The organism is Georgenia faecalis (assembly GCF_003710105.1).
GTDB classification, from domain to species: domain Bacteria; phylum Actinomycetota; class Actinomycetes; order Actinomycetales; family Actinomycetaceae; genus Georgenia_A; species Georgenia_A faecalis.
The window spans coordinates 1,846,860-1,872,845 of the sequence record NZ_CP033325.1 but is presented as its reverse complement, the minus strand read 5'-3'; the positions used below and the strand labels follow the sequence as shown (position 1 = coordinate 1,872,845).

At 74.2% G+C, this 25,986-nt stretch carries 25 protein-coding genes; 21 read left to right on the top strand and 4 right to left on the bottom strand.

Annotation, left to right across the window (positions count from 1 at the left end; translation table 11 throughout):
• Positions 1 to 67 precede the first annotated feature (67 nt).
• The 10 genes from EBO36_RS08150 to EBO36_RS08105 all read left to right on the top strand — a co-directional run bounded on the left by EBO36_RS08150 (position 68) and on the right by EBO36_RS08105 (position 9,908).
• Positions 68 to 496 carry a hypothetical protein gene (locus tag EBO36_RS08150; RefSeq protein ID WP_164471406.1) on the top strand — a complete coding sequence of 143 codons (429 nt, stop codon included), beginning with the start codon at positions 68 to 70 and terminating at the stop codon, positions 494 to 496.
• 81 nt (positions 497 to 577) lie between these two features.
• Entirely contained in the window at positions 578 to 2,587 is a 2,010-nt protein-coding gene (thrS, locus tag EBO36_RS08145; protein WP_122824170.1) for a threonine--tRNA ligase, read from the top strand.
• 2 nt (positions 2,588 to 2,589) lie between these two features.
• Positions 2,590 to 3,159, top strand: a complete 570-nt coding sequence (locus EBO36_RS08140) for an HIT family protein (RefSeq protein WP_244925237.1) — start codon at positions 2,590 to 2,592, stop codon at positions 3,157 to 3,159.
• Positions 3,153 to 3,791: a phosphatidylinositol phosphate synthase gene (pgsA, locus tag EBO36_RS08135; RefSeq protein ID WP_122825540.1), complete on the top strand. Its 639-nt coding sequence runs from the start codon at positions 3,153 to 3,155 to the stop codon at positions 3,789 to 3,791. Before EBO36_RS08140 ends, pgsA begins: the two co-directional genes overlap by 7 nt.
• Positions 3,788 to 4,732: a phosphatidylinositol mannoside acyltransferase gene (locus EBO36_RS08130; protein ID WP_122824169.1), complete on the top strand. Its 945-nt coding sequence runs from the start codon at positions 3,788 to 3,790 to the stop codon at positions 4,730 to 4,732. Before pgsA ends, EBO36_RS08130 begins: the two co-directional genes overlap by 4 nt.
• On the top strand, positions 4,732 to 5,931 hold the full coding sequence (locus tag EBO36_RS08125) for a glycosyltransferase family 4 protein (RefSeq protein ID WP_122824168.1): 1,200 nt from the start codon (positions 4,732 to 4,734) through the stop codon (positions 5,929 to 5,931). The genes EBO36_RS08130 and EBO36_RS08125 overlap by 1 nt, the downstream gene beginning before the upstream one ends.
• Positions 5,928 to 6,536, top strand: coding sequence for a hypothetical protein (locus EBO36_RS08120; protein ID WP_122824167.1), 609 nt, complete (start codon positions 5,928 to 5,930; stop codon positions 6,534 to 6,536). Before EBO36_RS08125 ends, EBO36_RS08120 begins: the two co-directional genes overlap by 4 nt.
• 145 nt (positions 6,537 to 6,681) lie before the next feature.
• Positions 6,682 to 7,923 (top strand): PrsW family intramembrane metalloprotease, encoded by a 1,242-nt coding sequence (locus tag EBO36_RS08115; protein ID WP_122824166.1) that lies wholly within the window; start codon positions 6,682 to 6,684, stop codon positions 7,921 to 7,923.
• Between the two features lie 334 nt (positions 7,924 to 8,257).
• Positions 8,258 to 9,184 (top strand): pyridoxal 5'-phosphate synthase lyase subunit PdxS, encoded by a 927-nt coding sequence (gene pdxS / locus EBO36_RS08110; RefSeq protein ID WP_122824165.1) that lies wholly within the window; start codon positions 8,258 to 8,260, stop codon positions 9,182 to 9,184.
• Positions 9,185 to 9,191: 7 nt separating this feature from the next.
• On the top strand, positions 9,192 to 9,908 hold the full coding sequence (locus tag EBO36_RS08105; RefSeq protein ID WP_122824164.1) for an NUDIX hydrolase: 717 nt from the start codon (positions 9,192 to 9,194) through the stop codon (positions 9,906 to 9,908).
• Between the two features lie 150 nt (positions 9,909 to 10,058).
• On the opposite strand, the gene EBO36_RS08100 is transcribed toward EBO36_RS08105, so the two are convergent.
• The gene (locus EBO36_RS08100; RefSeq protein WP_122824163.1) at positions 10,059 to 10,988 is read right to left on the bottom strand and encodes an endonuclease domain-containing protein; all 930 of its coding nucleotides are present in this window, start codon (positions 10,986 to 10,988) and stop codon (positions 10,059 to 10,061) included.
• 188 nt (positions 10,989 to 11,176) lie between these two features.
• On the opposite strand from EBO36_RS08100, the gene pdxT reads away from it, so the two are divergent.
• The 10 genes from pdxT to EBO36_RS08050 all read left to right on the top strand — a co-directional run bounded on the left by pdxT (position 11,177) and on the right by EBO36_RS08050 (position 21,594).
• A complete protein-coding gene (pdxT, locus tag EBO36_RS08095; protein WP_122824162.1) occupies positions 11,177 to 11,938 on the top strand; it encodes a pyridoxal 5'-phosphate synthase glutaminase subunit PdxT in 762 nt (253 codons plus the stop codon).
• Between the two features lie 57 nt (positions 11,939 to 11,995).
• The gene (locus EBO36_RS08090; RefSeq protein ID WP_122824161.1) at positions 11,996 to 12,754 is read left to right on the top strand and encodes a YebC/PmpR family DNA-binding transcriptional regulator; all 759 of its coding nucleotides are present in this window, start codon (positions 11,996 to 11,998) and stop codon (positions 12,752 to 12,754) included.
• A 58-nt stretch (positions 12,755 to 12,812) separates the two neighbouring features.
• On the top strand, positions 12,813 to 13,430 hold the full coding sequence (ruvC, locus tag EBO36_RS08085; protein WP_122825539.1) for a crossover junction endodeoxyribonuclease RuvC: 618 nt from the start codon (positions 12,813 to 12,815) through the stop codon (positions 13,428 to 13,430).
• Between the two features lie 45 nt (positions 13,431 to 13,475).
• Positions 13,476 to 14,081, top strand: coding sequence for a Holliday junction branch migration protein RuvA (gene ruvA / locus EBO36_RS08080; protein WP_122824160.1), 606 nt, complete (start codon positions 13,476 to 13,478; stop codon positions 14,079 to 14,081).
• Entirely contained in the window at positions 14,074 to 15,093 is a 1,020-nt protein-coding gene (ruvB, locus tag EBO36_RS08075) for a Holliday junction branch migration DNA helicase RuvB (protein ID WP_122824159.1), read from the top strand. Before ruvA ends, ruvB begins: the two co-directional genes overlap by 8 nt.
• 61 nt (positions 15,094 to 15,154) lie before the next feature.
• Entirely contained in the window at positions 15,155 to 15,649 is a 495-nt protein-coding gene (yajC, locus tag EBO36_RS08070; RefSeq protein ID WP_122824158.1) for a preprotein translocase subunit YajC, read from the top strand.
• Between the two features lie 36 nt (positions 15,650 to 15,685).
• The gene (gene secD, locus EBO36_RS08065; RefSeq protein ID WP_241236951.1) at positions 15,686 to 17,548 is read left to right on the top strand and encodes a protein translocase subunit SecD; all 1,863 of its coding nucleotides are present in this window, start codon (positions 15,686 to 15,688) and stop codon (positions 17,546 to 17,548) included.
• Entirely contained in the window at positions 17,548 to 18,699 is a 1,152-nt protein-coding gene (secF, locus tag EBO36_RS08060) for a protein translocase subunit SecF (protein WP_122824157.1), read from the top strand. The genes secD and secF overlap by 1 nt, the downstream gene beginning before the upstream one ends.
• Entirely contained in the window at positions 18,696 to 19,226 is a 531-nt protein-coding gene (locus EBO36_RS08055) for an adenine phosphoribosyltransferase (RefSeq protein WP_122824156.1), read from the top strand. Before secF ends, EBO36_RS08055 begins: the two co-directional genes overlap by 4 nt.
• Positions 19,227 to 19,272: 46 nt before the next feature.
• Positions 19,273 to 21,594, top strand: coding sequence for a RelA/SpoT family protein (locus tag EBO36_RS08050; protein ID WP_122824155.1), 2,322 nt, complete (start codon positions 19,273 to 19,275; stop codon positions 21,592 to 21,594).
• Here EBO36_RS08050 and EBO36_RS08045 read toward each other — a convergent pair.
• The 3 genes from EBO36_RS08045 to EBO36_RS08035 all read right to left on the bottom strand — a co-directional run bounded on the left by EBO36_RS08045 (position 21,557) and on the right by EBO36_RS08035 (position 25,145).
• Positions 21,557 to 22,132: a hypothetical protein gene (locus tag EBO36_RS08045; RefSeq protein ID WP_122824154.1), complete on the bottom strand. Its 576-nt coding sequence runs from the start codon at positions 22,130 to 22,132 to the stop codon at positions 21,557 to 21,559. The genes EBO36_RS08050 and EBO36_RS08045 overlap by 38 nt on opposite strands.
• 86 nt (positions 22,133 to 22,218) lie before the next feature.
• Entirely contained in the window at positions 22,219 to 24,348 is a 2,130-nt protein-coding gene (locus tag EBO36_RS08040) for a DUF349 domain-containing protein (protein ID WP_244925235.1), read from the bottom strand.
• Positions 24,345 to 25,145, bottom strand: a complete 801-nt coding sequence (locus EBO36_RS08035; RefSeq protein ID WP_122824153.1) for a peptidylprolyl isomerase — start codon at positions 25,143 to 25,145, stop codon at positions 24,345 to 24,347. The genes EBO36_RS08040 and EBO36_RS08035 overlap by 4 nt, the downstream gene beginning before the upstream one ends.
• Before the next feature lie 134 nt (positions 25,146 to 25,279).
• Between EBO36_RS08035 and EBO36_RS08030 the strand changes: the two genes are divergently transcribed.
• Positions 25,280 to 25,984, top strand: a complete 705-nt coding sequence (locus tag EBO36_RS08030) for an MBL fold metallo-hydrolase (RefSeq protein ID WP_122824152.1) — start codon at positions 25,280 to 25,282, stop codon at positions 25,982 to 25,984.
• Positions 25,985 to 25,986 lie beyond the last annotated feature (2 nt).

The following is a 25,986-nucleotide window of genomic DNA, read 5'->3' as shown; positions in this document are numbered from 1 at the left end:
CCCGGCTGCTTCGGCAGACCGGGCCGTCGTCGTCTCCGCGGCCGTACCTCCAGCGACGGGACCACCGGTGTCGACAGTGCTGCTCCAGCAGGCGGCGAACGCGCTCATCGATACCCCGGTGCCGGACCTCGACGAGATCGTCCTCTCCCGGACCCCTCTCGGCCTGCGCGGGTCCCGGTGGCAGACGCGCATCGCCACCGCGGCAACCGAGCGGACCCTTGAGCGGTTCCGGCGGCGCCACCAGGGTCTGTGGGTCGGCGGTTACGTCACCGTCACCACGGACGGCGTCTTCTTCTCGCCGAACGACGTCAACCGTCGTCTGCACCCCGCCACCGACCGGCACGTGCCGCTGCGCGACATCACCGGGGTGGAGGTCCGCTTCGGGGTGGTGACGAAGATCATCGACATCACCTCGGTGACCGGGGCCGGCCTCACCGTGCGCTGCTTCGGTGCCGGGCGTGTCGCCTCGACCATCCGCGACGCCGCACGTCGCTGAGGCTGCCCGGCCGCGTCGTCGGGGCGGCGGGCCGGCGAACGTCGGTACGATCGCAACCGTCGTCCACCGAAGGAGTCCCCTGTGCCCGAGCACTACGTCATTGACGGCGTCGACCAGAGAGTCGACGCCGGAACGACGGGCACCGAGCTCTTCGCCGACCGCCGTGACGTCGTCGCGCTGCGCGTCGACGGCGAGCTGCGGGACCTCGCCACCGACCTGGGCGCGCTCCCCGCCGGCGCGACCGTGGAGTCCGTGACCATCGGCAGCCCCGACGGGCTGGCGATCCTGCGCCACTCCACCGCGCACGTCCTCGCCCAGGCGGTCCAGCAGGTCAACCCCGACGCCAAGCTCGGCATCGGCCCGCCGATCACCGACGGCTTCTACTACGACTTCGACGTCGAGACCCCCTTCACGCCGGAGGACCTCAAGGCGCTGGAGAAGGCGATGCAGCGCATCGTCAAGGAGGGCCAGACGTTCGTCCGCCGCGTCGTCACCGACGACGAGGCCCGCGCCGAGCTGGCCGCCGAGCCCTACAAGCTCGAGCTCATCGGCCTCAAGGGCGGCGGCGCCGACGCGGCCGCCGAGGGGGCCGGCGTCGAGGTGGGCGCGGGCGAGCTCACGATTTACGACAACGTCCGCCGCGGCGGCGAGGTCGTGTGGAAGGACCTGTGCCGCGGGCCGCACCTGCCCAGCACCCGCCTCATCGCCAACGGCTTCCAGCTCATGCGCTCGGCCGCCGCCTACTGGCGCGGCAGCGAGAAGAACCCCCAGCTCCAGCGCATCTACGGCACCGCGTGGCCCACCAAGGACGAGCTGCGCGCCCACCTCGAGCGCCTGGCCGAGGCCGAGCGGCGCGACCACCGCCGCCTCGGTACCGAGCTGGACCTGTTCTCCTTCCCCGACGAGATCGGCTCCGGCCTCGCGGTCTTCCACCCCAAGGGCGGGATCATCCGCAACGAGATGGAGGAGTACTCCCGGCGCAAGCACATCGAGGCCGGCTACTCCTTCGTCAACACCCCGCACATCACCAAGGCGCGGCTGTTCGAGACCTCCGGGCACCTCGACTGGTACGCCGACGGCATGTACCCCCCGATGCACCTCGACGAGGAGATCGACGAGGAGGGCAACGTCCGCCGGGCCGGCCAGGACTACTACCTCAAGCCGATGAACTGCCCGATGCACATCCTCGTCTACCGCTCGCGGGGGCGCTCCTACCGGGAGCTCCCGCTGCGGATGTTCGAGTTCGGGACGGTCTACCGGTACGAGAAGTCCGGCGTCATCCACGGCCTCACCCGCGCCCGGGGCTTCACCCAGGACGACGCCCACATCTTCGCCTCCCGCGAGCAGATGAGGTCGGAGATCGGCGCCGCGCTCACCTTCGTCCTCGACCTCCTGCGCGACTACGGGCTCAACGACTTCTACCTCGAGCTCTCCACGAAGAACCCCGAGAAGTTCGTCGGCAGCGACGAGCTGTGGGAGGAGGCCACCGAGACGCTGCGCGCGGTCGCCGTGGAGTCCGGCCTCGAGCTGGTCGCGGACCCGGGCGGCGCCGCGTTCTACGGCCCGAAGATCTCCGTGCAGGCCAAGGACGCCATCGGGCGGACCTGGCAGATGTCCACGGTCCAGCTCGACCTCAACCTCCCCGAGCTCTTCGACCTCGAGTACACCGCCCCCGACGGTTCCCGCCAGCGGCCGGTGATGATCCACCGCGCCCTGTTCGGGTCGATCGAGCGGTTCTTCGCCGTGCTCCTCGAGCACTACGCCGGCGCGTTCCCCGCGTGGCTCGCGCCCGTCCAGGTGCTCGCCGTGCCCGTCGCCGAGCCGTTCAACGACTACCTCGCCGACGTCGTCGCCCAGCTCCGGGCACGCGGCGTGCGGGCCGAGCTCGACGACAGCGACGACCGGTTCAACAAGAAGATCCGCAACGCCACCAAGGAGAAGGTGCCGTTCGTCCTCATCGCCGGCGGGGAGGACGCCGAGGCCGGCGCCGTCTCCTTCCGGTACCGCGACGGCGAGCAGCGCAACGGCGTGCCCGTGAGCGAGGCGATCGAGATCATCCTTGCCGCCATCGCCTCCCGGGAGCAGGTGTAGGGGTGGACGAGGCCGCGCCCGTCCCCGAGCCGGCGGCCGGGCACCCGGGGGTCCCCGACGAGTTCGAGCGCCTGTGGACCCCTCACCGCATGGTCTACGTCGGCGGCGAGAACAAGCCCGAGGACCCGTCCGCGGAGCAGTGCCCGTTCTGCCGCACCCCGCAGGGCGAGGACGAGGCGGGCCTCGTCGTCCACCGTGGCCGGACGGCGTTCGTCGTGCTCAACCTCTACCCGTACAACCCCGGGCACCTGCTCGTGTGCCCCTACCGGCACGTGGCCGACTGGACCGAGCTCACCGACGCCGAGCGCACCGAGGTCGGGGACCTCACGGCCCAGGCCATGCGCGTCATCCGCGCGGTGAGCGGCCCGGACGGGTTCAACCTCGGGATGAACCAGGGCGCCGTCGCCGGGGCGGGCATCGCCGCCCACCTCCACCAGCACGTCGTCCCCCGGTGGGGCGGCGACGCGAACTTCCTTCCTATCATCGCCCGCACCAAGGCGCTGCCCGAGGTTCTCGGGCGCACACGCGAGCTGCTCGCCGCGGCGTGGGGCGCGGGGGAGGCCCCGTGCTGAGCACCAGCGGCCGGGGCTTCGCCACCGCCGTCTTCGGTCCCGTCGCGCGCCTCCTCGTCCGCGCGGGGGTGAGCCCCGACGCCGTCACGGTCACCGGGACCGTCGCCGTCACCGCGGTGGCCCTGTGGCTGCTGCCGGCGGGCCACTTCGTCGTCGCGCCGCTTGTCATCGCCGTCCTCGTCCTCGCGGACAGCATCGACGGGCAGATGGCCCGGCTCACGGGCCGCTCCACGCCCTGGGGAGCGTTCCTCGACTCCACCCTCGACCGCGTCTCGGACGCGGCGATCTTCGCCGGGCTCGTCCTCTGGGCGGTCCGGGCGGACGACGACGTCACCGTCGCGCTCGCCCTCGCCTGCCTCGTGCTCGGATCGCTCGTCCCCTACGCCCGCGCCCGGGCGGAGTCGCTCGGCATGAGCGCCACCGGCGGCATCGCCGAGCGCGCCGACCGGCTCTTCGTCGTCCTCGCGGCGGTCCTCGCCGTCGGGCTAGGCCTGCCGGCGTGGGTGCTCACCGTCGCGCTCGGCCTCCTCGCCCTCGCCAGCCTGTGGACCGTCGGCCAGCGGATGGCGGCGGTCTACCGCCAGTCCCGCCCCGGCGCCGCGGCCGGCACGCGGACGGGCGCGGGCGCATGAGGATCGACGGCGCCACCCTCGTCCGCATCGCCCACCTCGCGCACCGGCTGCCCGTCCCGGTGACGCGCGCCGCCTTCACCCTCGCCGCCGACGTCGCCTGGGCGAGCCGGACCACCGGGGTGCGCCAGCTCGAGGCGAACCTCGCGCGGGTGCGTCCGGCCGCCTCCGCGGGCGAGCTACGGCGCCTGTCCCGGGTGGCCATGCGCTCGTACATGCGCTACTACGACGAGGCGATCCGCCTGCCCGCGGTCGACATCGCCCAGCGCGGCCAACGGGTCCGCGCCGAGGGGACCGAGCCGCTGCGCGCCCACCTGGCGGATGGCGGGTCCGTCATCGTCGCCCTCACCCACAGCGGCAACTGGGACCTCGCCGGGGCGTGGGCGGAGCACTACCTCGGTCACGTCGTCACCGTCGCCGAGCGGCTGCAGCCCGAGGAGCTCTTCACCGAGTTCCTCACCTTCCGCGAGGGCCTGGGGATGACCATCATCCCGCTCGAGAAGGACGGATCCACGTTCCGCGAGCTCCTGCGCCGCGCCCGCAGCGAGGCGGCGGTCATCCCGCTGCTCGCGGACCGCGACCTGTCCCGCGGCGGGGTCGAGGTCGACCTCGTCGGCCACCCCGCGCGCATCGCCGCCGGCCCCGCCGCCCTCGCGGTCGCCACCGGGCGGCCGCTGTACGCCGCGAGCATCTTCTACGAGCGCCTGCACGGCGCCCGTCGGAAGGCGGCGGGCAGCCGGTGGGGCATCCGCGTCGTGTTCAGCGACGAGATCGCCCGACCGGCGGGCGCCTCCAAGGACGAGGCCATCCGCCTCATGACGCAAGCCTGGGTCGACATCGTCGGCGAGTACATCACCGAGCACCCTGAGGACTGGCACATGCTTCAGAAGGTCTTCGTCGCCGACCTCGACCCCGAGCGGCTGGCCCGGGCGGGGGTGGCCTGATGCGCGTCGGCCTCGTCTGCCCCTACTCCTTCGACGTCCCCGGGGGGGTGCAGTTCCACGTCCGCGACCTCGCCGAGGAGCTCCTGCGCCGGGGCCACGAGGTGAGCGTCCTCGCGCCCGCCGAGGAGACCACGCCCGTCCCCGACTACGTCGTCAGCGCGGGACGGACCGTGGCGGTGCCCTACAACGGCTCCGTCGCCCGGCTCAACTTCGGCCCTGTGACGGCGGCCCGCGCCCGCCGCTGGCTCGCCGAGGGCGACTTCGACGTCCTGCACCTCCACGAGCCCATCACCCCGAGCCTGTCGATGCTCGCGCTGTGGATCGCGGACGGGCCCATCGTCGGCACCTTCCACACGGCGATGGACCGCTCCCGCGCCCTCCAGGTCGCCTCCCCGCTCGTGGGGCCGCTCCTGGAGAAGATCAGCGGGCGTATCGCCGTGTCCGAGGAAGCGCGACGCACCGTCGTCGAGCACCTGGGCGGGGACGCCGTGGTCGTGCCCAACGGCGTGTACACGCAGCGCTTCGTCGACGCCCCCAAGGCACCCGCGTGGGAGGGGACGCCGGAGCGGCCGACGATCGCGTTCCTCGGACGCCTTGACGAGCCCCGCAAGGGCCTGCAGATCTTCCTCGACGCCGTCCCCACCGTCCTCGCGGCCATCCCCGGCGCGCGCTTCCTCGTCGCCGGGCGCGGCGACGTGGCCGAGCACCGGGCCGCCGTCGAGCGCTACGGCGACGCCGTCACCTTCCTCGGCCCGGTGAGCGACGCCGAGAAGGAGTCGCTCCTCGCCTCCGTCGACCTCTACGTCGCCCCGCAGACCGGCGGGGAGAGCTTCGGGATCGTCCTCGTCGAGGCGATGAGCGCCGGCGCGCACGTCGTCGCCAGCGACATCCCCGCGTTCCGGGCGGTCCTCGGCAACGGCGACCTGGGCACGCTCTTCCCGGTGGGGGACCCGGCGGCGCTCGGCGCCACCCTCCTCGGCGTGCTCGGCGACCGGTCGGCGTCCGACGCCGTCCGGCGCGCCGGGGTGGCCGGCGCGCGGCGCTACGACTGGTCCGTCGTCGCCGGGCAGGTGCTCGCCGTGTACGAGATGGTCACCGCGACCGCGCCCGTGCGCGTCCAGGAGGACCCGCGCTCGCGCACGATGATCGGCCGACTGCGCGCGGCCATCGACGAGACCACCGCCGGGGGCCGGCGATGAGCGGGGAGGGCTGGGCGCTCGTCGCGCTCCTCGCCGCCGTCGTCGTCGGCTGGATCCTGTGGATCCAGGCGTCCCGGGTGGACCGCCTGCACCGCAAGGTGCTCCGCTCGCGCGCGACGCTGGAGGCGCAGCTCGCCCAGCGCGCCTCGGCGGCCCTCGAGCTCGCCACGTCCGGCGCGCTCGACCCCGTCGAGTCCATCCTCGTCGCCGACGTCGCCCGCCGCGCCGCGTCCAGCGCCCCGGCCGGCGTCGTCCACGACGGCCTCGAGGGGACCCCGGACGACGACGCCCCGACGGTGCCCGACGTCGACCGGGCCCTCGTCGAGAGCGAGCTCTCCCGCACGCTGAGAGCGGTGCTCGCCGGCCACGAGGACATCACCGACCTCGCCGACCACCCGGCCGCCGGGGACGCCCTCGGGCGGCTGGAGCACGCGTGGTACCGCCTCGAGATCGCCCGACGCTTCCACAACGCCCACGTCGCCGAGGTGCGACGGATGAGGTCGCGGCCGCTCGTGCGCACGCTCCGCCTCGCCGGCCACGCCCCGATGCCGGCCGCCTTCGACATGGACGACGTGCCGCCGTCCGCCTGGCGCACCGGGGCCTGACCGGGGCGCGGGTCGGGCGCCGTCGGCGCTTGACGGGGTGGCGCGCGCCGGGCGCCGTCGGCGCTTGACCGGGCCGCGCACCGGGGCCGCAGGACCCGCCGGAACGGGGAACCGGGCGCGTCCCCGACCCTCTAGTCTGGCGCGCATGTCGTCACTCGGACCTGGCCGGTCCCCTGAGCCCTACGCGCCCTCCCAGTACGGCTACGCCGCACCGACGTACACCGAGGTGCGGCCCACCGCGCCGTGGGGCACGTCCGGACCGCCCGTCCCTGCGACGCCGCTGTGGGCCGCTCCGCGCAACCGCCGGAGCTGGTCCGTCGGCGGCGCCATCGTCCTCGTCGTCCTCGGGATCATCACCCTGGTCTCCGTCGGCACCATCGCCCAGACCACCGGCATCGACGGTGCCCTCGTCGGTTCGGCGGTCGCACTGATCCCGCTGGTCGGCGTCCTCCTCGGGATCCGCTGGGTGGACCGGTGGGAGCCCGAACCGAGGTTCGCCCTGCTCTTCGCCCTCCTCTGGGGGGCGGGTGTGTCCACCCTCGTCTCCCTCATCATCAACACCGCCGCCGCGATGGCGCTGTACGCGAACACCGGGGACGTGACGGCGGCGGAGACCACGGCCGCCGTCGTCGTCGCCCCGCTCGTCGAGGAGACCGCGAAGGGCCTGGGCGTCCTCGTCCTGCTGTGGACGCGGCGCCGCTACTTCGACGGCCCGGTCGACGGCATCGTCTACGCCGCCACGGTCGCCGCCGGGTTCGCGTTCGTCGAGAACATCCTCTACTTCGGCCGGTCGCTCGACTTCCTGCCGGCGGTGTTCGCGATGCGCGGCGTGATGTCACCGTTCGCGCACGTCCTCTTCACCGCCGCGATCGGGGTGGCCCTCGGCCTGGCGGCGCGGTCACGGTGGCGCGGGGCATGGATCGTGGCCTTCCCGGTGGGCTGGGTCGTCGCCGTCGCGCTGCACGCGTGGTGGAACGGGAGCGCCAGCACCGAGAACTTCCTCCCGCTCTACATCGTCTTCCAGGTGCCGCTGTTCATCGGTGTGGTGCTCCTCGTGCTCTGGCTGCGCCGCCAGGAGCGCAAGGTCCTCACCGCCCGGCTCGCGGAGTACGGCCGGGCCGGCTGGTTCACGCCGGGGGAGCTGAGCATGCTCACGTCGTTCTCCGCCCGGCGGCAGGCGCAGAGCTGGGCGAAGACCCTGGGGGGCACGGCCGGCTCGGCGATGAGGTCCTTCCAGCGCTCCGCCACTCGCCTGGCGTTCGCGCGGCAGCAGGCGGCGAGCGGGCGGGCGGGGGTTCGCCTGGCCGAGGACGAGCGGGCGCTGCTCCAGCGGATCACGGCCGACCGTCAGGAGTTCCTCGGCGCCGCCGCGGTCCGCGGCCGGTGAGCGTGGCCCCGGAGCGTCGGCGCTGAGCGTGATCGACCGCCGTCGCCGCTGAGCGCGGCTGACGGGCCGCTCCGTCGAGCGCGGCTGACGGGCGGCGCCGTCGGGCGCGGCTGACGGGTCGCGCCGTCGGGCGCGGCTGACGGGCCGCGCCGTCGGGCGTGGCTGACGGGTCGCGCCGTCGGGCGCGGCTGACGGGCCGCTCGGCGACGGCGGCCGGTGCCGGGGCGAACCCTGGTCCGCCGCGCCGCCGTGCGGGGTGAACGCTGGTGTCGCCCCCGGGGAGGCGTGGTTACAGTGGCCCCGCCCACCGTCGAGCCGACCAGCGAGGTCTTTCGTGTCAGAGCAGCCCGTCAGCGACCCCGGCCCGAGCACGTCCGCACCCCAGCACGGCACCGCGCGGGTCAAGCGCGGGATGGCGGAGATGCTCAAGGGCGGCGTCATCATGGACGTCGTCACCGCCGAGCAGGCGAAGATCGCCGAGGACGCGGGCGCCGTCGCCGTCATGGCCCTCGAGCGCGTCCCGGCCGACATCCGGGCCCAGGGCGGCGTGTCCCGGATGAGCGACCCGGACATGATCGACAGCATCATCGCGTCGGTCTCGATCCCGGTCATGGCGAAGGCGCGCATCGGGCACTTCGTCGAGGCGCAGGTGCTCCAGAGCCTCGGCGTCGACTACATCGACGAGTCCGAGGTCCTCACGCCCGCGGACTACGCCCACCACATCGACAAGTGGCGATTCACCGTCCCCTTCGTGTGCGGCGCCACGAACCTCGGCGAGGCGCTGCGGCGCATCACCGAGGGCGCGGCGATGATCCGCTCCAAGGGCGAGGCCGGCACCGGCGACGTCTCCAACGCGACAACCCACATGCGCACGATCCGCGCCGAGATCCGCCGCCTCACGACGCTCGCCGAGGACGAGCTGTACCTCGCCGCGAAGGACCTCCAGGCGCCGTACGAGCTCGTGGCCGAAGTTGCGCGCGCGGGGAAGCTCCCGGTCGTCCTCTTCACCGCCGGCGGGATCGCGACGCCCGCCGACGCCGCGATGATGATGCAGCTCGGCGCCGAGGGCGTCTTCGTCGGCTCCGGCATCTTCAAGGCCGGGAACCCGGCCCAGCGCGCCGCCGCCATCGTCAAGGCAACGACGTTCCACGACGACCCCGACGTCATCGCCGACGTCTCCCGCGGGCTCGGCGAGGCCATGGTCGGCATCAACGTCGACGAGATCCCGGTGCCGCACCGGTTGGCCGAGCGCGGTTGGTGACTCGCGGATGCCGGGCACGGACGCCGTCGCGACCGAACGGCTCGCCGGCCGGACCGGACGGCTCGTCGGCGGGACCGGACGGCTCGTCGGCGTGAGCGAGGCCAATGTGACACCGGACGATGCGCGCCTGGAGGACGCCCCGGGCGCCGGTGAGGCCGACGCCGCGCCGGGCGCCGGTGAGGCCGACGCGTACGGCCTGGGCCCGGAGTGGGTTCCGGGTCCTGACGGCGTGCCGTTCCGCCGCGCCGCACGGGTCATCGTGCTCGACCGCGAGGACCGGGTCCTGCTGGTGCGCGGGCACGACGCGGGGGAGACCAGCCGGTCCTGGTGGTTCACGGTCGGCGGCGGGCTCGAGCCGGGGGAGAGTGCGCGCGCGGGGGCCGTGCGCGAGCTCAGGGAGGAGACCGGCCTCGTCATCGACCCCGCGGAGCTGGTCGGCCCGGTCCTGTCCCGCAGCGCCATCTTCGACTTCGCGCGGGTGACCTGCCGCCAGGACGAGGAGTTCTTCCTCGCCCGCGCCGAGGTGACGCACCTCGACGACGCCGGCTGGACCGCGCTCGAGCGCGACGTGCTCGACGAGATGCGCTGGTGGCACCTGGACGACCTCGACGCGGCGGTCGCCGCGGGCGCCGTCGTCTACCCGCGGTCGCTGCCCGAGAGGCTCCGCCGGCTGCTCGTCGGGTGGGACGGCCGGACCCCGCACCTCGAGGAGCACGACGTCTGAGCTCTTCGCCTCCCGGACTCCCAGAAGCCCCGTCCCGGCCCGCCCCGGCCCTCTCCTCCCGGCCCGCTCCTCCCGACTTAGTCGAGCGATCGGGCGTGCTGCACGCCCGTGGGCTCGAGCAAGTCCGGCAGTGGCGCGCCGACGGCCGGGTCATCGGCCGGTCGGCGCCACCCGGCGGAGCGCTGCCCTTACCTGGGCGACGACTGTTGTCGGCCTGTCCGTGAGGTCAGCCCAGGTGAACCGGAGCACGGTGTAGCCGGCGAGGACGAGTGCGTTCATCCGACGGCGGTCGCCCTGGAAGTCCGCGTGGAACGCTCGGCCGTCGAGCTCGACGATGACGCGGGCGTCGCGGAACAGCACGTCAGCACGCGCGATAATCCGGCCGCCGACGACGATCGGCTGGTCCGGCTCCCACCCGGTGAGCCCGCCGGCGCTCAGCACCTCGTGGAGGCGGAGCTCCCCGGTGCTCAGCGCTCCACGGGCCGCCATGGCGGTGAGCTCACGGAGCTGGGTGATGCCCCAGCGGCCGTGGCGCTCGGTGCACGCCTGCTGGAGGGCCCGGACGGTGATGAGCTCGCGGCTGCGGACCCACGCCAGGAGGCTCTCGGCCTCGCGACGCGGCAGGAGCGACAGGCAGTCGACGATGGTGCCGGAGCGCGTGGTGGTCCGGAAGCCGTCGAACCGCGTGAGGTCACGGCCGAACGGGGGCGGCACCAGGTGGACCCGCAGACCCGCACGGCTGGCGCGACGCGACGGCAGGATCACGTGCGTGTGGTCGCACGGTGCGACGGGGAGGCGGGAGATCGCGGCCGCCGTGCGGTAGGCGATGACTGCATCGGGCCACGTCAGGGTCGCGGCGACGGCGCGGCGTAGGGTCGCCCCGTACGAGCGGTCGTCGTCGGCGATCTCTGCCGGCGCGTAGCCGTCGCCCGCCACCCGCACCCAGCGTCCGGTCGCGATCCGCCACCGCACGGCGTCCCGCGTGAAGCCGCACTCCACAGCCATCACGCGCGTGAACACACCGGCGACTGCCCGCCGTCGCAGCGCCTCCGCCGGGTCCACCGACACCGTCGAGGTCATGTCCTAAGGCTTGTGGCGGGGCTGTGCGCGGCGTCGGTGCGTGGCTCGTCGCGGTGGACGGCCGGGCCGGACGAGCCGCTGTGGAGAACTCATCTCGGCCCCCGCGCGCACCGTTCACCAGATTTGGTCGAGCAGATGAGGGCTGAGCACCCCCGAGCGCTCGAGTAAATGGGGGTGGGGGGGAGCGGATGAGGGCTGAGCACGCCCGAGCGCTCGAGCGAATCGGCGTTAGGTTGGCGCGCGTGACCTCCCGACCCACCATCGGCGTCCTCGCGCTCCAGGGCGACGTCGGCGAGCACCTGGCCGCACTCGAGGCCGGCGGCGCCCGCGGTGTCACCGTCCGGCGCCGCTCCGAGCTCGGCGCCGTCGACGGGCTCGTCCTCCCCGGCGGGGAGTCGACGACCATGGACAAGCTGCTGCGCGCGTTCGACCTCGCCGCGCCGCTGCGGGCGCTCATCCGCCAGGGCCTGCCGGTCTACGGCTCGTGCGCGGGGATGATCCTCCTCGCGGACCGCGTCCTCGACGCCACCGACGAGCGGACCGTCGACGCCACCGACGAGCGGACCGTCGACGCCACCGACCAGCGGACCCTCGACGCCACCGGCCAGCGGACCCTCGAGGCCACCGACCAGCGCACCGTCGGCGGCATCGACATGACGGTCCGGCGCAACGCGTTCGGGCGCCAGGTCGACTCCTTCGAGGAGGACCTGGCGGCCCCCGGCCTCGCCGCCGGGGACGCACCGCTGAGGGCCGTGTACATCCGCGCGCCCTGGGTCGAGGAGGCCGGCCCGGACGTCGCGGTGCTCGCGCGTGTGGGATCGGGACCCGCCGCCGGTAGGATTGTGGCGGTTCGGCAGGACGTCCTGCTGGCGACCGCTTTCCACCCCGAGATCGGTGGGGACGTGCGCGTGCACGCGCACTTCATCGACATCGTCCGCGGGGCCGCGTAGGCGTGGGTCTCCGGCGGGTCCGGGCCTGCCCCGGTACTACCGAAGCGAGGAGCGCACATGTCGGGCCACTCCAAGTGGGCAACCACCAAGCACAAGAAGGCCGCGATCGACGCCAAGCGGGGCAAGCTCTTCGCGCGGCTCATCAAGAACATCGAGGTCGCGGCGCGCACCGGCGGCGGTGACCTCGCGGGCAACCCGACGCTCTACGACGCCGTCCAGAAGGCGAAGAAGTCCTCGGTCCCCGCGGACAACATCGACCGGGCGGTCAAGCGCGGCTCCGGCGCCGAGGCCGGCGGCGCCGACTACCAGACCATCATGTACGAGGGCTACGCCCCCGGCGGCGTCGCCGTGCTCGTCGAGTGCCTCACCGACAACCGCAACCGCGCCGCGTCCGACGTGCGCGTCGCCTTCACCCGCAACGGCGGCAACCTCGCCGACCCGGGCTCCGTGAGCTACCTCTTCAACCGCCGCGGCGTGGTCACCGTGCCGAAGAGCGACGGCCTCACCGAGGACGACGTCCTCGCCGCCGTCCTCGATGCCGGCGCCGAGGAGGTCAACGACCTGGGCGACAGCTTCGAGGTCCTCTCCGAGGCGACCGACGTCGTCGCCGTCCGCACCGCCCTGCAGGACGCGGGCCTGGACTACGACTCCGCCGAGGCGCAGTTCGTCCCCTCGATGGAGGTGGAGGTGGACGTCGACGGCGCCCGCAAGGTCCTGCGCCTCATCGACGCCCTCGACGACTGCGACGACGTCCAGAACGTCTTCGCGAACTTCGACGCCTCCGACGAGGTCATGGCGGCGCTCGACGAGGAGTGAGCGGGCGCCCGGTGTGTCGCAGGCCCACGCCCGGCGCGGGGCCTGCGACAGTGGGGCCGTGCGTGTCCTCGGAGTCGACCCCGGCCTGACGCGGTGCGGCCTCGGTGTCATCGAGGCGAGCGCCGGCCGCGGCGTCCAGCTCGTCGAGGTGGGCGTGGTGCGGACCCCGCCCGACCAGGCGCCCCACCTGCGTCTCCTCGCCGTTGCCGAGGGCCTGGACGAGTGGCTTGCCCGCCACCGGCCCGACGTCGTCGCCGTCGAGCGGGTCTTCGCCCAGGCGAACGTCCGGAGCATCACCGGGACGTCGCAGGTGGCCGGGGTGGCCATGCTCGCCGCCGCCCGGGCCGGCCTGCCGCTCGCCCTCCACACGCCGAGCGAGGTGAAGGCCGCGGTCACCGGGAACGGCCGCGCCGACAAGGCGCAGGTCCAGCACATGGTCATGCGGATCCTCGGCCTCGCGGTCGCGCCCCGGCCGGCGGACGCGGCCGACGCCCTGGCGCTGGCCATCTGCCATGCCTGGCGCGGGGGTGGCGCGGGGAGCGCCGTGCGCGCGGGGTACGGCGGGGCCGACACCCTCCCGCGCGCCGTGGGGGAGGGCCTCACGCCGGCCCAGCGCCTGTGGGCGCAGGCCGAGCGCGACGCGCGCCGCGCCGGTGCTGTCGCCCCCAGACGGTAGGTTGGTCGTACAGGCGTTCGCACAGGGCGAGCCGAGCGGAGGGTCATGATCGCGTCAGTCACCGGTGAGGTGGAGGGCCTCGGCCTCGACCGGGCCGTTGTCCGCGTGGGCGGGGTCGGCATGCTCGTCCACGCCACGCCGGCCACCCTCGCCGCCCTCGCTCCGGGCCGGCAGGCACGGCTGGCGACCTCCCTCGTCGTCCGCGAGGACTCCCTCACGCTGTTCGGCTTCGCCGACGACGACGAGCGCGACGTGTTCGAGACCCTCCAGGGCGTCTCGGGCGTCGGGCCCCGCCTCGCGCTCGCCATGCTCGCCGTGCACACCCCCGACGGGCTGCGCCGCGCCGTGGCCGGCGAGGACCTCGCCGCCCTCCAGCGCGTGCCCGGAATCGGGAAGAAGGGCGCCCAGCGCATCGTCCTCGAGCTCGCCGACAAGCTCGGCCCGCCGCTGGGCGCGACGGCCGCCGCCCCCGTGGTCGAGCCCGGTGCGGAGATGCCCGACGTCGTCGACGCGCTCGTCTCGCTCGGCTGGTCGCAGAAGGTGGCGACGGACACCGTCGCCGCCGTGCTCGAGGTCGAGGACGCCCCGGCGGAGGTGTCCGCCGTGCTGCGCGCGGCGCTCCAGCGCCTCGGGGGACCGGGCCGTGGCTGAGGACGAGGTCCTCACCGCCGGCGCCGACGAGGTCGAGCGGGCCGCGGAGGCGGCGCTGCGCCCGCGGCGCCTCGAGGACTTCGTCGGTCAGGAGGTCGTCCGCGAGCAGCTCTCCCTCGTCCTCGACGCGGCCCGGGCCCGCGGCACCGCCCCGGACCACGTGCTCCTGTCGGGCCCGCCCGGCCTCGGCAAGACCACCCTCGCGATGATCATCGCGAACGAGGCGGAGGGGGCGCTGCGGCTCACCTCCGGGCCGGCCATCCAGCACGCGGGGGACCTCGCCGCGATCCTCTCCTCGGTCCAGGAGCGCGACGTCCTCTTCATCGACGAGATCCACCGCCTGGCCCGGCCGGCGGAGGAGATGCTCTACCTCGCCATGGAGGACTTCCGGGTCGACGTCGTCGTCGGCAAGGGCCCGGGGGCCACCGCGATCCCGCTGACGCTGCCGCGCTTCACCGTGGTGGGCGCGACCACCCGCGCCGGGCTGCTGCCCGCCCCGCTGCGCGACCGCTTCGGCTTCACCGGGCACCTGGAGTTCTACTCCCCGGCCGAGCTCGAGCAGGTGCTCCACCGCAGCGCCCGACTGCTCGGCGCGCCGCTGGACCCGGAGGCCGCGCGGGAGCTCGCCTCCCGCTCCCGCGGGACGCCCCGGATCGCCAACCGGCTGCTGCGCCGGGTCCAGGACTGGGCGCAGGTGCGCGGCACCGGCGCGCTCGACCTCGAGGCCACCCACGGGGCGCTGCGGGTCTTCGAGGTGGACGGCCTCGGGCTCGACCGCCTGGACCGCGCGGTCCTGCGCGCGCTGTGCGAGCGGTTCGGCGGCGGGCCGGTGGGCCTGACGACGCTGGCCGTGGCGGTGGGGGAGGAACCCGAGACCGTCGAGACGGTCGCGGAGCCGTTCCTCGTCCGTGAGGGCCTCGTGGCGCGCACCCCGCGCGGGCGCGTCGCCACCGCGGCCGCGTACGACCACCTCGGGCTCGCGCGGCCGGACGACGGCGCCCTCTGGACGTGACGTTCCCCCCACCCCTCGGTGTCACCTAGACTCAAGCGGTCTCAGTCGTCGTCGAGGGGTTGTGTCCGCCGTGGAGTTCATCATCATCATCGTCCTGTTCATCGGGATGATGTGGCTCATGACCCGCGGCCAGCGTAAGCAGCAGGCCGCCGCCAACGAGTTCCGGTCGAGCCTCGAGGCTGGCCAGAACGTCATGACCCACTCCGGCTTCTACGGGCGCATCGTCGACATCGACGGCGACGTCATCACCCTCGAGTCCACGCCCGGCGTGGAGACGATGTGGAAGCGCTCCGCCATCGCGATGCTCGCGGACCCGCCGTTCGCCGTCGTCGAGGACGAGGACGCCGACGTCCTTGCCGACGACGACGTGCTCGAGGACCCCGCCACCGCCGCCCCGGCCTCGGGCAGCACGGTCGCCGCCGTCGGCACCGCCACCGTCGGCCCGGTGACGCCCGCCGGCCCGACGCCCGTCGTCCCCGACGACGCCTCCTCGCTCCTCGACCCGCCCGCCGACGGCCGCCGGGACGAGGACGGGCCGCGCACGCCCGCGAGCTGACCCGTCCCGACCACCGCCGCCAGAGAGAAGACACCGTTGGCCGACAAGTCCGTCAGGCCGCCTGCCCAGCCGCGCCCCGTCCGCACGCTCGTCATCCTCTTCATCCTCGTGGTGGCGATCTTCGGTGCGGTGGCCGTCGGCACCCAGGTCGCGCCGGGGAACGCCTCTTTCACGCCCAAGCTCGCCCTCGACCTCGAGGGCGGGACGCAGCTGATCCTCACCCCGAAGCTGGACGAGGGCGCCGAGGGTGGGGAGGCGGAGATCACCGACGAGGACATCGACCAGGCGATCGAGATCATCCGCCAGCGTGTCGACGCCTCCGGTGTGGCGGAGGCGGAGATCACCCGCCAGGGACAGGCGAACATCGTCGTCGGCCTGCCCGGCACCCCCAGCCCGGAGACGCTGGAGCTCGTGCGCCAGTCGGCACAGCTGCGCTTCCGTCCCGTGCTCGCGGTGGTCGCCCCCACGCCCATGGACCCCGCGGCGATGGTCGCGGAGGACCCCGCCGCGCCGACGCCCGCGCCCACCGACGGCGCCCCGGCCGCACCCGAGGAGATCGAGGCCGCCGCGCGCACCGCGGCCGACACCGACGGTGACGGCGAGCTGTCCACGGAGCCCGTCACCGAGCCGACGAGCAACAGCGACACCGCGTGGATGACCGAGCAGCTGGTGTACGAGCTGTACACCCTCGACTGCACGGACCCGGACAACCTCGTCGGCGGCGATGTCCGCAACCCGGCGGACCCCGTCGTGTCCTGCGGCTCCGACGGCCAGGTGAAGTACGCGCTCGGCCCCGCCGACGTCGAGGGCACCGACATCGCGTCCGCGAGCTCCGGCCTGCAGACCACCTCCACGGGCGCCACGACCGGCGCCTGGGCGGTCAACCTCGAGTTCAACGGCGAGGGCACCCGCCTCTTCCGCGAGTCCAGCCAGCGGCTCGTCTCCCTGCCCGCGCCGCAGAACCAGCTCGGCATCGTCCTCGACGGCCTCGTCATCTCCGCGCCGACGATGAGCGTCATCCCCGACGGAAAGGCGCAGATCACCGGGAACTTCGACCGGGAGAGCGCGGCGGCCCTGGCCAACCAGCTGAACTTCGGCTCGCTCCCGCTCAACTTCGAGGTGCAGAGCGAGGAGCAGATCTCCGCCACCCTGGGGACCGAGCACCTGCGCAACGGCCTCATCGCGGGCGTCGTCGGCCTCGTCCTCGTCGCGGCGTACCTCCTGTGGCAGTACCGCGGGCTCTCGGTCATCGCGGTGGCCAGCCTGGTCCTCGCGGCGATCCTCACCTACGGCGTCATCGTGCTGCTGTCCTGGCTGCAGGGCTACCGGCTCTCCCTCGCCGGCGTCGCGGGGCTCATCGTCGCGGTGGGTATCACGGCGGACTCCTTCATCCTGTACTTCGAGCGCATGCGCGACGAGATCCGTGAGGGGCGGGACCTGGTCTCCGCCACGCGCGAGGGATGGGCCCGCGCCCGGCGGACCATCGTCATCTCCGACTTCGTCACCCTGCTCGCCGCGGTGGTCCTGTACTTCCTGGCCGTCGGCGGCGTGCGCGGGTTCGCCTTCACCCTCGGGCTCACCACGGCCATCGACCTCCTCGTCGTCTTCTTCTTCACCCACCCCGTCATGGAGCTCGCCATCCGCACCCGGTTCTTCGGCGGCGGGCACCGCCTGTCCGGCCTCAACCCCGAGAGCCTCGGCGCCGTGAGCGCCCCACCGCCCCCGGCGCCGCGCGCGCCGCGGCCGCGCCGGACGGCCGAGGCCCCCTCGCCCGCCGGGGCGAGCCGGATGACGATCGCCGAGCGGCGCGCGGCCGAGCGCGAGGCCGCCGCCCGCGCGGCGGAGCCGGACCGCACGAGCGACGAGCCGGTCAGCACGAGCACGGGGGAGGAGCGCTGATGTCCCGCCTGTCCACGCTCGGCAACGACCTGCACACCGGTCGCCGGTCCTTCCCGATCGTCCAGCGCTACCGGACGTGGCTGCTCGCCGCTGCCGTGCTGGTCCTCGTCTCGGTCCTGCTCGTCGCGGTCAAGGGCCTCAACGCCGGCATCGAGTTCCGCGGCGGGTCGCAGTTCACGGTCACGGGCACGTCGAGGCTCGAGGTCGAGCCGGCGCGTGAGGTCGTCGACACCGTCGGCGAGGGGGAGGCCGCCAGGGTCACCACCGTCGGCGCCGAGTCGGTGCGGGTGCAGACCCAGGAGCTCACCGCCGAGGAGACCACCGCGGTCCGCGAGGGGTTGGCCGAGGCCTACGACGTGCCGGTCGAGGACGTCACCTCGAGCTTCGTCGGCCCCACGTGGGGCCAGGACATCACCCGGCAGGCCGTCCAGGGACTCGTCATCTTCCTGCTGCTCGTCTCCGCGGTCCTGTCGCTGTACTTCCGCAGCTGGCGGATGGCCGCCTCCGCGATGGTCGCGCTGCTCAACGACCTCGTCCTCACCGTCGGTGTCTACGCCCTCGTCGGGTGGGAGGTCACCCCGGCGACCGTCATCGGCCTGCTGACGATCCTCGGCTACTCCCTCTACGACACCGTCGTCGTGTTCGACAAGATCCGGGAGAACACGCAGGGCCTCGACGAGCAGGACGACCGCACCTACTCCGAGGCGGCGAACCTCGCGGTCAACCAGACGCTGGTGCGCTCCATCAACACCTCGCTCACCTCGATCCTCCCCGTGGGCTCGATCCTCTTCGTCGGGGCGCTGCTCCTCGGGGCGGGGACGCTGCGCGACATCGCTCTCGCGCTCTTCGTCGGCATGATCGTCTCCACCCTGTCGTCGGTCTTCGTCGCGGCGCCGCTGCAGGCGGCGCTGCAGGAGCGCGACGCACGCACGCGCGCCCACACCGCGGCGGTGCTCGAGCGCCGGGCGGCGCGGGCGGCCCGGGGCGACGGCGCCGGGACCGGCGCCCGCACCGGCCGCGGCACGTCGGCGCGCACCGCGTCGGCGGCGAGTACGGCCACCGCCGAGCCCGACGCCGCGGAGGAGGCCGTGGTGCCCGGGCGGCACCAGGGCCGGGCGGCCCAACCACGACGGAAGAAGACGCGCCGATGACCCCTGACGAGCTCGCCGAGCTGCTGCGCAGCCACGTCCGCGAGGTCCCCGACTTCCCCGAGCCGGGCGTGCTGTTCCGCGACATCACCCCGCTGCTCGCCGACGGCCCCGCCTTCGCGGCGCTCGTCGACGGCCTGGCGGAGCGTTACCGCGGCACCATCGACGCCGTCGCCGGGCTCGAGTCCCGCGGGTTCATCCTCGCCGCGCCGCTCGCCCACGCGCTGGGCGTCGGCATGATCACGGTGCGCAAGGCCGGCCGGCTCCCCGGCCCGGTCCTCGGCGTCGACTACTCCCTCGAGTACGGCACCGCGCGCCTGGAGCTGCGCTCGGAGACCGTGGCCGAGGGCTCGCGGGTCCTCATCATCGACGACGTGCTCGCGACGGGTGGTACCGCGGCCGCCGCGATCGACCTCATCGAGCGGTCCGGCGGAACGGTCGCCGGGCTGGCGATGCTCATCGAGCTGGTCGCGCTCGAGGGCCGCTCGAAGATCACGGGGTACCCGCTCGAGAGCATCCTGCGCTACTGATCATCTCCTGGCGCGGCATGGGCGCCCAGGTGCCTAGAATTGCCGGGTGGCAGAGGAGATCGTGACCGGCACGCAGCCGGCCCAGGGCGACCCGGTCGTCCCGGGCTCCCGCGTGCGCTCACGGCTCGTGCGCCTCGGCGGGCGCGGCCACACCAGCTCGCCGGCGATCGAGCCGGTGCTGCGCGCCGTGCGCGCCAACCACCCGCGGGCGGACACCGGCGTCATCGAGCGCGCCTACCAGGTCGCCGAGCGCGCCCACCGCGGTCAGCAGCGCAAGAGCGGCGACCCCTACATCACGCACCCGGTCGCGGTCGCCACGATCCTCGCCGAGCTGGGCATGACGCCGTCGACGCTCGCCGCGGCGCTCCTCCACGACACGGTCGAGGACACCGACTACCGCCTCACCGACCTCCGGGCGGACTTCGGGGACGAGATCGCCCTCCTCGTCGACGGCGTCACCAAGCTCGACAAGGTCACCTACGGCGAGGCGGCCGAGGCCGAGACGGTCCGCAAGATGGTCGTGGCGATGTCGCGCGACATCCGCGTGCTCGTCATCAAGCTCGCCGACCGCCTGCACAACGCCCGCACGTGGAAGTACGTCTCCTCCTCGTCGGCGGAGCGCAAGGCTCGCGAGACGCTCGAGATCTACGCGCCCCTGGCGCACCGCCTCGGGATGAACACCATCAAGTGGGAGCTCGAGGACCTCTCCTTCGCCACGCTCTACCCCAAGGTGTACGAGGAGATCGTCCACCTCGTCGCGGAGCGGGCGCCCGCGCGCGAGGAGTACCTCGCGACCGTGCGGGAGCAGATCGAGGCGGACCTGCGCGCCAACAAGATCAAGGCGACGGTCACCGGCCGGCCCAAGCACTACTACTCGATCTACCAGAAGATGATCGTGCGGGGCCGCGACTTCGACGACATCTTCGACCTGGTCGGCATCCGGGTGCTCGTGGAGTCGGTGCGTGACTGTTACGCCGTCCTGGGCACGATGCACGCGCGGTGGAACCCCATGGTGGGGCGGTTCAAGGACTACATCGCCATGCCGAAGTTCAACCTCTACCAGTCGCTGCACACCACGGTCGTGGGGCCGGGCGGCAAGCCGGTGGAGATCCAGATCCGCACCTACGACATGCACCGCCGGGCGGAGTACGGCGTCGCCGCGCACTGGAAGTACAAGGAGGCGCCCCGGGAGGGCCGCGGGGCTCCGCAGGCCTCGACGGGGAACGAGATGAGCTGGCTGCGCCAGCTCGTCGACTGGCAGCGGGAGACGGCGGACCCGGGGGAGTTCCTCGACTCGCTGCGGTTCGAGATCTCCGGCTCCCAGGTGTACGTCTTCACGCCCAAGGGTGACGTCATGGCCCTGCCGCCGGGCGCCACGCCGGTGGACTTCGCCTACGCGGTGCACACCGAGGTGGGCCACCGGACCGTGGGGGCGCGCGTCAACGGGCGGCTCGTGCCGCTGGAGTCCACGCTGGAGAACGGCGACACCGTCGAGATCTTCACGTCGAAGTCGGAGACCGCCGGGCCGAGCCGCGACTGGCTGAACTTCGTCACCAGCCCCCGCGCGCGCAACAAGATCCGCGCCTGGTTCACCAAGGAGCGCCGCGAGGAGGCGATCGAGGCCGGCAAGGCGCTCATCGCCAAGGCGATGCGCAAGCAGAACCTGCCCATCCAGCGCCTCATGTCGCACGACTCGCTCACGGCGCTCGCCCACGACATGCGGTACGCCGACGTCTCGGCGCTGTACGCGGCGGTGGGGGAGAGCCACGTCTCCGCCACGAGCGTCGTCCAGCGCCTCGTCGCCTCGATGGGCGGGGAGTCCGGGGCCGAGGAGGACCTCGCCGAGGCCACCATGCCGGGCGAGCACCGGGCCCGCCCGCGCACAGGCGACCCGGGGATCGTCGTCGAGGGCATGCAGGACGTCGACGTGTGGGTCAAGCTCGCCCGCTGCTGCACCCCGGTGCCCGGGGACCCGATCACGGGGTTCGTCACCCGCGGCTCGGGCATCTCCGTGCACCGGACGGACTGCGGCAACCTCGAGTCGCTGCGGTCCCAGCCGGAGCGCATGGTCAACGTCTCGTGGGCGCCCCACGGCCAGAGCACGTTCCTCGTGCAGGTCCAGGTGGAGGCCCTCGACCGGTCCGGGCTGCTCTCCGACGTCACGCGCGTCCTGTCGGACAACCACGTGAACATCCTCTCCGCGTCGGTGACGACCAGCCGGGACCGGGTGGCGCTGTCGAAGTTCGTCTTCGAGATGGCCGAGCCGTCCCACCTGGGTCACGTCCTGGCGGCCGTGCGTCGCATCGACGGCGTCTTCGACGTCTACCGGCTCACCGGGGCCCGGATGGAGCCCGCGGCCGAGCACTGACGGCGGCGAGAAGCTCCCGCGCCCGCCGGGTATGGGGCTCGTGCCGGTGGTGCTCAAGGTGGTCGGTGACCTCCGCCGGGTCGACGCCCGTCGCGAGAAGGTCGGCGAGCTGGGCCGTCGCCGCCGGGCAGGGCGTCCACCGGGCGACGTCGGCGGCCGTGCGGACCGGCGAGGTGACGAGCGCGGCCCCGACGCGGACGAGGTCGCCCGGGTCGATGCCCTGGGTGTGGACGCGCAGGTGCGGGGCGTGCCACCGGCGTCCGCGCGGGACGAGCACCTCCGTGACGGTCGGCCGGTGCCGGCCCGTGTGGACCCAGACGGCGGACGCGCGGGCGAGCGCCACACCCGGCGGCAGCCCCGGCGCGAGCGCGTCCGCCCGGCCGGTGGGACCGGCGAGGAGGTCGGTGGCGGCCAGGCCGCCCGGTCCCGCGGGGGCGAGCAGCCCGTCGAGGGCCGCCCATCGCAGGCCCGCGTCGTCGAGCGAGCAGGCGAGCACGGGCTCCGGAGCGGCCGGGCGGAGCCAGTCGAGGGAGCTCATGGCCCCACGCTGCCGCACCCGCCCCGCTCGGAGCGGGACGGGTGCGGGGCGGGTGTGGATCGCGCGGCGTGGGGAGCGGGTGGGGGCTAGTGGCCCTCGCCCGCCGCCCGCAGCACCTGGTCGAGCCAGAGCCGGCGCGCCTCGAGGGCCTCGCGGGCGCGCACAGCGGCCCGCTCGTCCCCGGAGGCCTCGGCCGCCGCGACCTCCTGCTCGAGGCCGACGATGGCCTCCTGGAGCTGGGCGGCCGCGCCCTCGGCCCGGGCCTTCTTCTCGGGGTCGCTCTTGTGCCAGCGTGCCTCGTCGGCGTCACGGACGGCCTGCTCGACCGCCCGCATCCGGGCCTCGACCCGCTGGACGTCGGCCCGCGGCACCTTGCCGATCTCGTCCCAGGCGTCCTGGATGCGTCGCAGCGCGCTCTTGGCCGCCCCGGCGTCCGTGACGGGCAGCAGGGCCTCGGCCTGGGTGAGCAGCTCGAGCTTGCGCTCGAGGTTCTGCCCGAACTCCTCGTCGACCTTCGCGTTCTGGGCGCTGCGGGCGTCGAAGAACGCCTGCTGGGCTGCGCGGAAGCGCGCCCAGAGGGCGTCGTCGTCCTTGCGGCTCGCCCGGCCGGCGGCCTTCCACTCGTCCATGAGCCCGCGGTAGGCGGCTGCGGTCGCCCCCCACTCGGTGGACCCCGAGAGCGCCTCCGCGCGCTCGACGAGCTTCTCCTTGGCGGCCTTGGCCTGGCCCTGGGTGGCGTCGAGCTCGGCGAAGTACTGACGGCGGTGCCGGTCGAACGTCGTACGGGCGTGGGAGAAGCGCTTCCACAGCTCGTCCTCGCTGGGACGGTCCAGGCGCGGTCCGGACCGCTGTGCCGACTTCCACCGGTCGAGGAGGGCGCGGAGCTCCTCCCCGCTGGCCCGCCACTGGAGGCGGGCCGGGTCGGTGCCGGCGATCTCCTCGGCGCGCTCGACGATGGCGGTGCGCTCCGTCAGCGCCTGCGCCTTGGCCGCCTCGCGCTCGGCGGCGAGCTCCTTGCGACGCTCCGCCGCCCGCTGGGCCAGGCCTTCGACCCGGGCGCGCAGGCCGTCGAGGTCCCCGACCGCGGTCGGCGCCTCGAGGCTGTCCCGCAGCGTCTTGAGGGTCTGGTCCATCTCCTTGGTCGACAGGTGCGGCAGGCGGGCCTCGAAGAGCGCCACCTGGGCCTGGATGTCGAGGAAGCGCCGGACGTAGAAGGCGAGGGCCTCCTCGGTGTCGGCCCCGGGGTACTGGCCGACGCTGCGCTCCCCGGCGGCCTCGCGGACCCAGACGGTGCCGTCCGGGTCGACGCGGCCCCAGGCCGCCGCGGCGGCGGCGTCGTGCGCGTCGACGGGCGGGACGGGGACCGCAGGTGCGGTCCCGCCGGCCCCGGGTGCGGGGCGTCGGGCGGCGGGGCGGGCCAGCACGCGCGGGGTGGGACGGCCGTCGGGACGGTCGGTGGGCGGGCCTGCGGCCGGGGCCGGCTGTGCGGTCGCCTGGGCGTCCTCGACGGGCTCGCCCGCGCCGGTGGCGTCGGCAGCGGCGTGGGGTGCCTCGGTCGGACCGGCGTCGGTTGCCTCGGTCGGACCGGCGTCGGTGGCCGGGGCCTCGGCTTCGGCGGCCGGGGCGTCCGCCTCAGGGGCGGGCTCCGCCTCGGCGGGGGCCGCCTCCCCCGCGGGTGCGTCCGGTGCGTCCGGTGCGTCGACAGCCTCCGGCGCCGGCGCGGGTCCGGCCTCCACCGCGCTGACCGAGGCCAGCGCGTCTGCGGCGTCGACCTGCGCGGGCGTGGCCTCGGCCGTAGCGGCCTCGTCGGTCACGGGAGAGGGAGCCTCGTCCGCCAGGGGAGCCTCGCCAGCCACCGAGGCGTCGTCGGCCACGTAAGCCTCGTCCATCAGCGGAGCCGGAGCCTCGTCCACCACCGGAGCCCGGGCGTCGTCGGTCACGTAAGCCTCGTCCGTCAGCGGAGCGGGAGCCTCGTCGGTCACCGGGGCGTCATCGGCCACGTCAGCCTCGTCCGTCAGCGGAGCCGCGGCCTCCTCGACGTCGGTCCGAGCGTCCTCGGCCGTCGGGGCGTCTGCGGGAAGGTCGGCGTCCTGGGCGTCGGCGTCCTGGGCGTCGGCGTCCGGGGCGTCCGCGGGCGCGGCGTCGGCGGGGGTGACCGCGTCGGGCTCGGTCACGTCGGGGCGCTCCTCGGCGGGCTGGGTCGTCTGCTCGGTCACTGGACGGTCACTCCTTCGATGGTGACGGGGACAACGGGCTGCTCGGTGCCAGGTACGGTCCCCTGGGTGGCGACCTCCTGGAGGAGCTCGAGCCCGCTGGTGATGCGGCCGAACACGGTGTAGCCGCCCGCGTCGTCGGACGGCAGGGTGACGTCCTCGAAGACGAGGAAGAACTGGCTGCCCATGGACTCGCCGTTGTTGCCCTGGCGCGCCATGGCGACGGTGCCGGCGGGGTAGAGGTCGTCCTCGGGCGCGTTCTCGATCGGCCCGAAGCCGTACCCCGGGCCCCCCGTCCCGGTGGCGGTCGGGTCGCCGCACTGCAGGAGCGAGTCGGGCAGCAGGCGGTGGCACGCGGTGCCGGTGTAGAACCCGTCACGCGCCAGGCGGAGGAAGCTCGCCGTCGCCTGCGGGGCGGCGGCGCCGTCGAGCTCGATCCCGATGTCCCCGGCGCTCGTGGTCAGCGTCGCCTCCCACGTGCGGCCCTCGGCCTCGGCGGGGTCGGGCGCCGCGTCGTACAGCTGGGGGTCCGTCGTCGGCAGGGGCTCCGCGGACGCCGTCGGCGCGGCGCTCGGCGTGGCGCTCGGCGTGGCCGTGGCGGTGGCCGCGGGGTCGGCGCCGTCGTCCGGCCGGTTGAGGAGGAGCAGGGCGACGACGATGCCCACCACCGCGACCCCGGCGAGGACGCCGCCGATGACGAGACGCTGGCGCCGCCGGATCTGCCTCGCCCGTTGGCGGGCCTGCCACTTCTCCACGCGGCGACGCTCGTACTCGCGCTGCTGCCTACTGCTCGGGGTCATCCGACCTCCTCACGAGCGACGACGTGACGTGCGTCATCGCGACGACTGATCGCCGACAGTCTAGGCGGGTCCGTCGCGCGCGTTCCGCCGTCTCGCGGGCCGGTTGTCGGCCGGACCGGCCCTACGGTGAGGTCATGCTCATCCAGCGCGTCCTCGCGCCCGTGCTCGAGGCCAACTGCTACGTCGTCGCCGCCGGGCCGGGGCGCCCCGCGCTCGTCGTCGACCCGGGGGCCGGCTCGGCGGGGGTGGTACGCGGCGCGCTCGAGCGCCACGGCCTGGTGGTGGGCGCCGTCGCCGTCACGCACGGCCACCCCGACCACCTGTGGGACGCCGCGGAGGTCGCCGGGGACGCCCCGGTCCTCGTCGCCGAGGCGGACCTGCCCCGCCTCGACGACCCGGCCGCCTGGCTCGGGAGCCCGATGGTGGACCTGTTCCGGTCGCTGGCGGCGACCCCTTGGCGCACCCCGGCCCACCCGGCGGTTCTGGCCCCGGGGCGGCACGAGCTCGTCGACGGCGTCGTGGTCGAGGCCGTCCCCGCCCCGGGCCACACGCCCGGGAGCACCCTGCTCGTCCTGGTCGGGGCGGCCCGAGGGGAGCCCGGGCCCCACGGGACGCCGCCCGACGCCGACGTCGTCCTCACGGGCGACGTGCTCTTCGCCGGCTCCGTCGGGCGCACCGACCTGCCCGGCGGCGATCCGCAGGCCCACAACGCCACCCTGCGGGCGATCGCCGCCCGGTTCCCCGACAGCACGACGATCCTGCCCGGGCACGGTCCCACGAGCTCGGTCGGCGCGGAGCGCGCCGCGAACCCCTACCTCGCCGCCGCCCTGCGCGTCTGAGA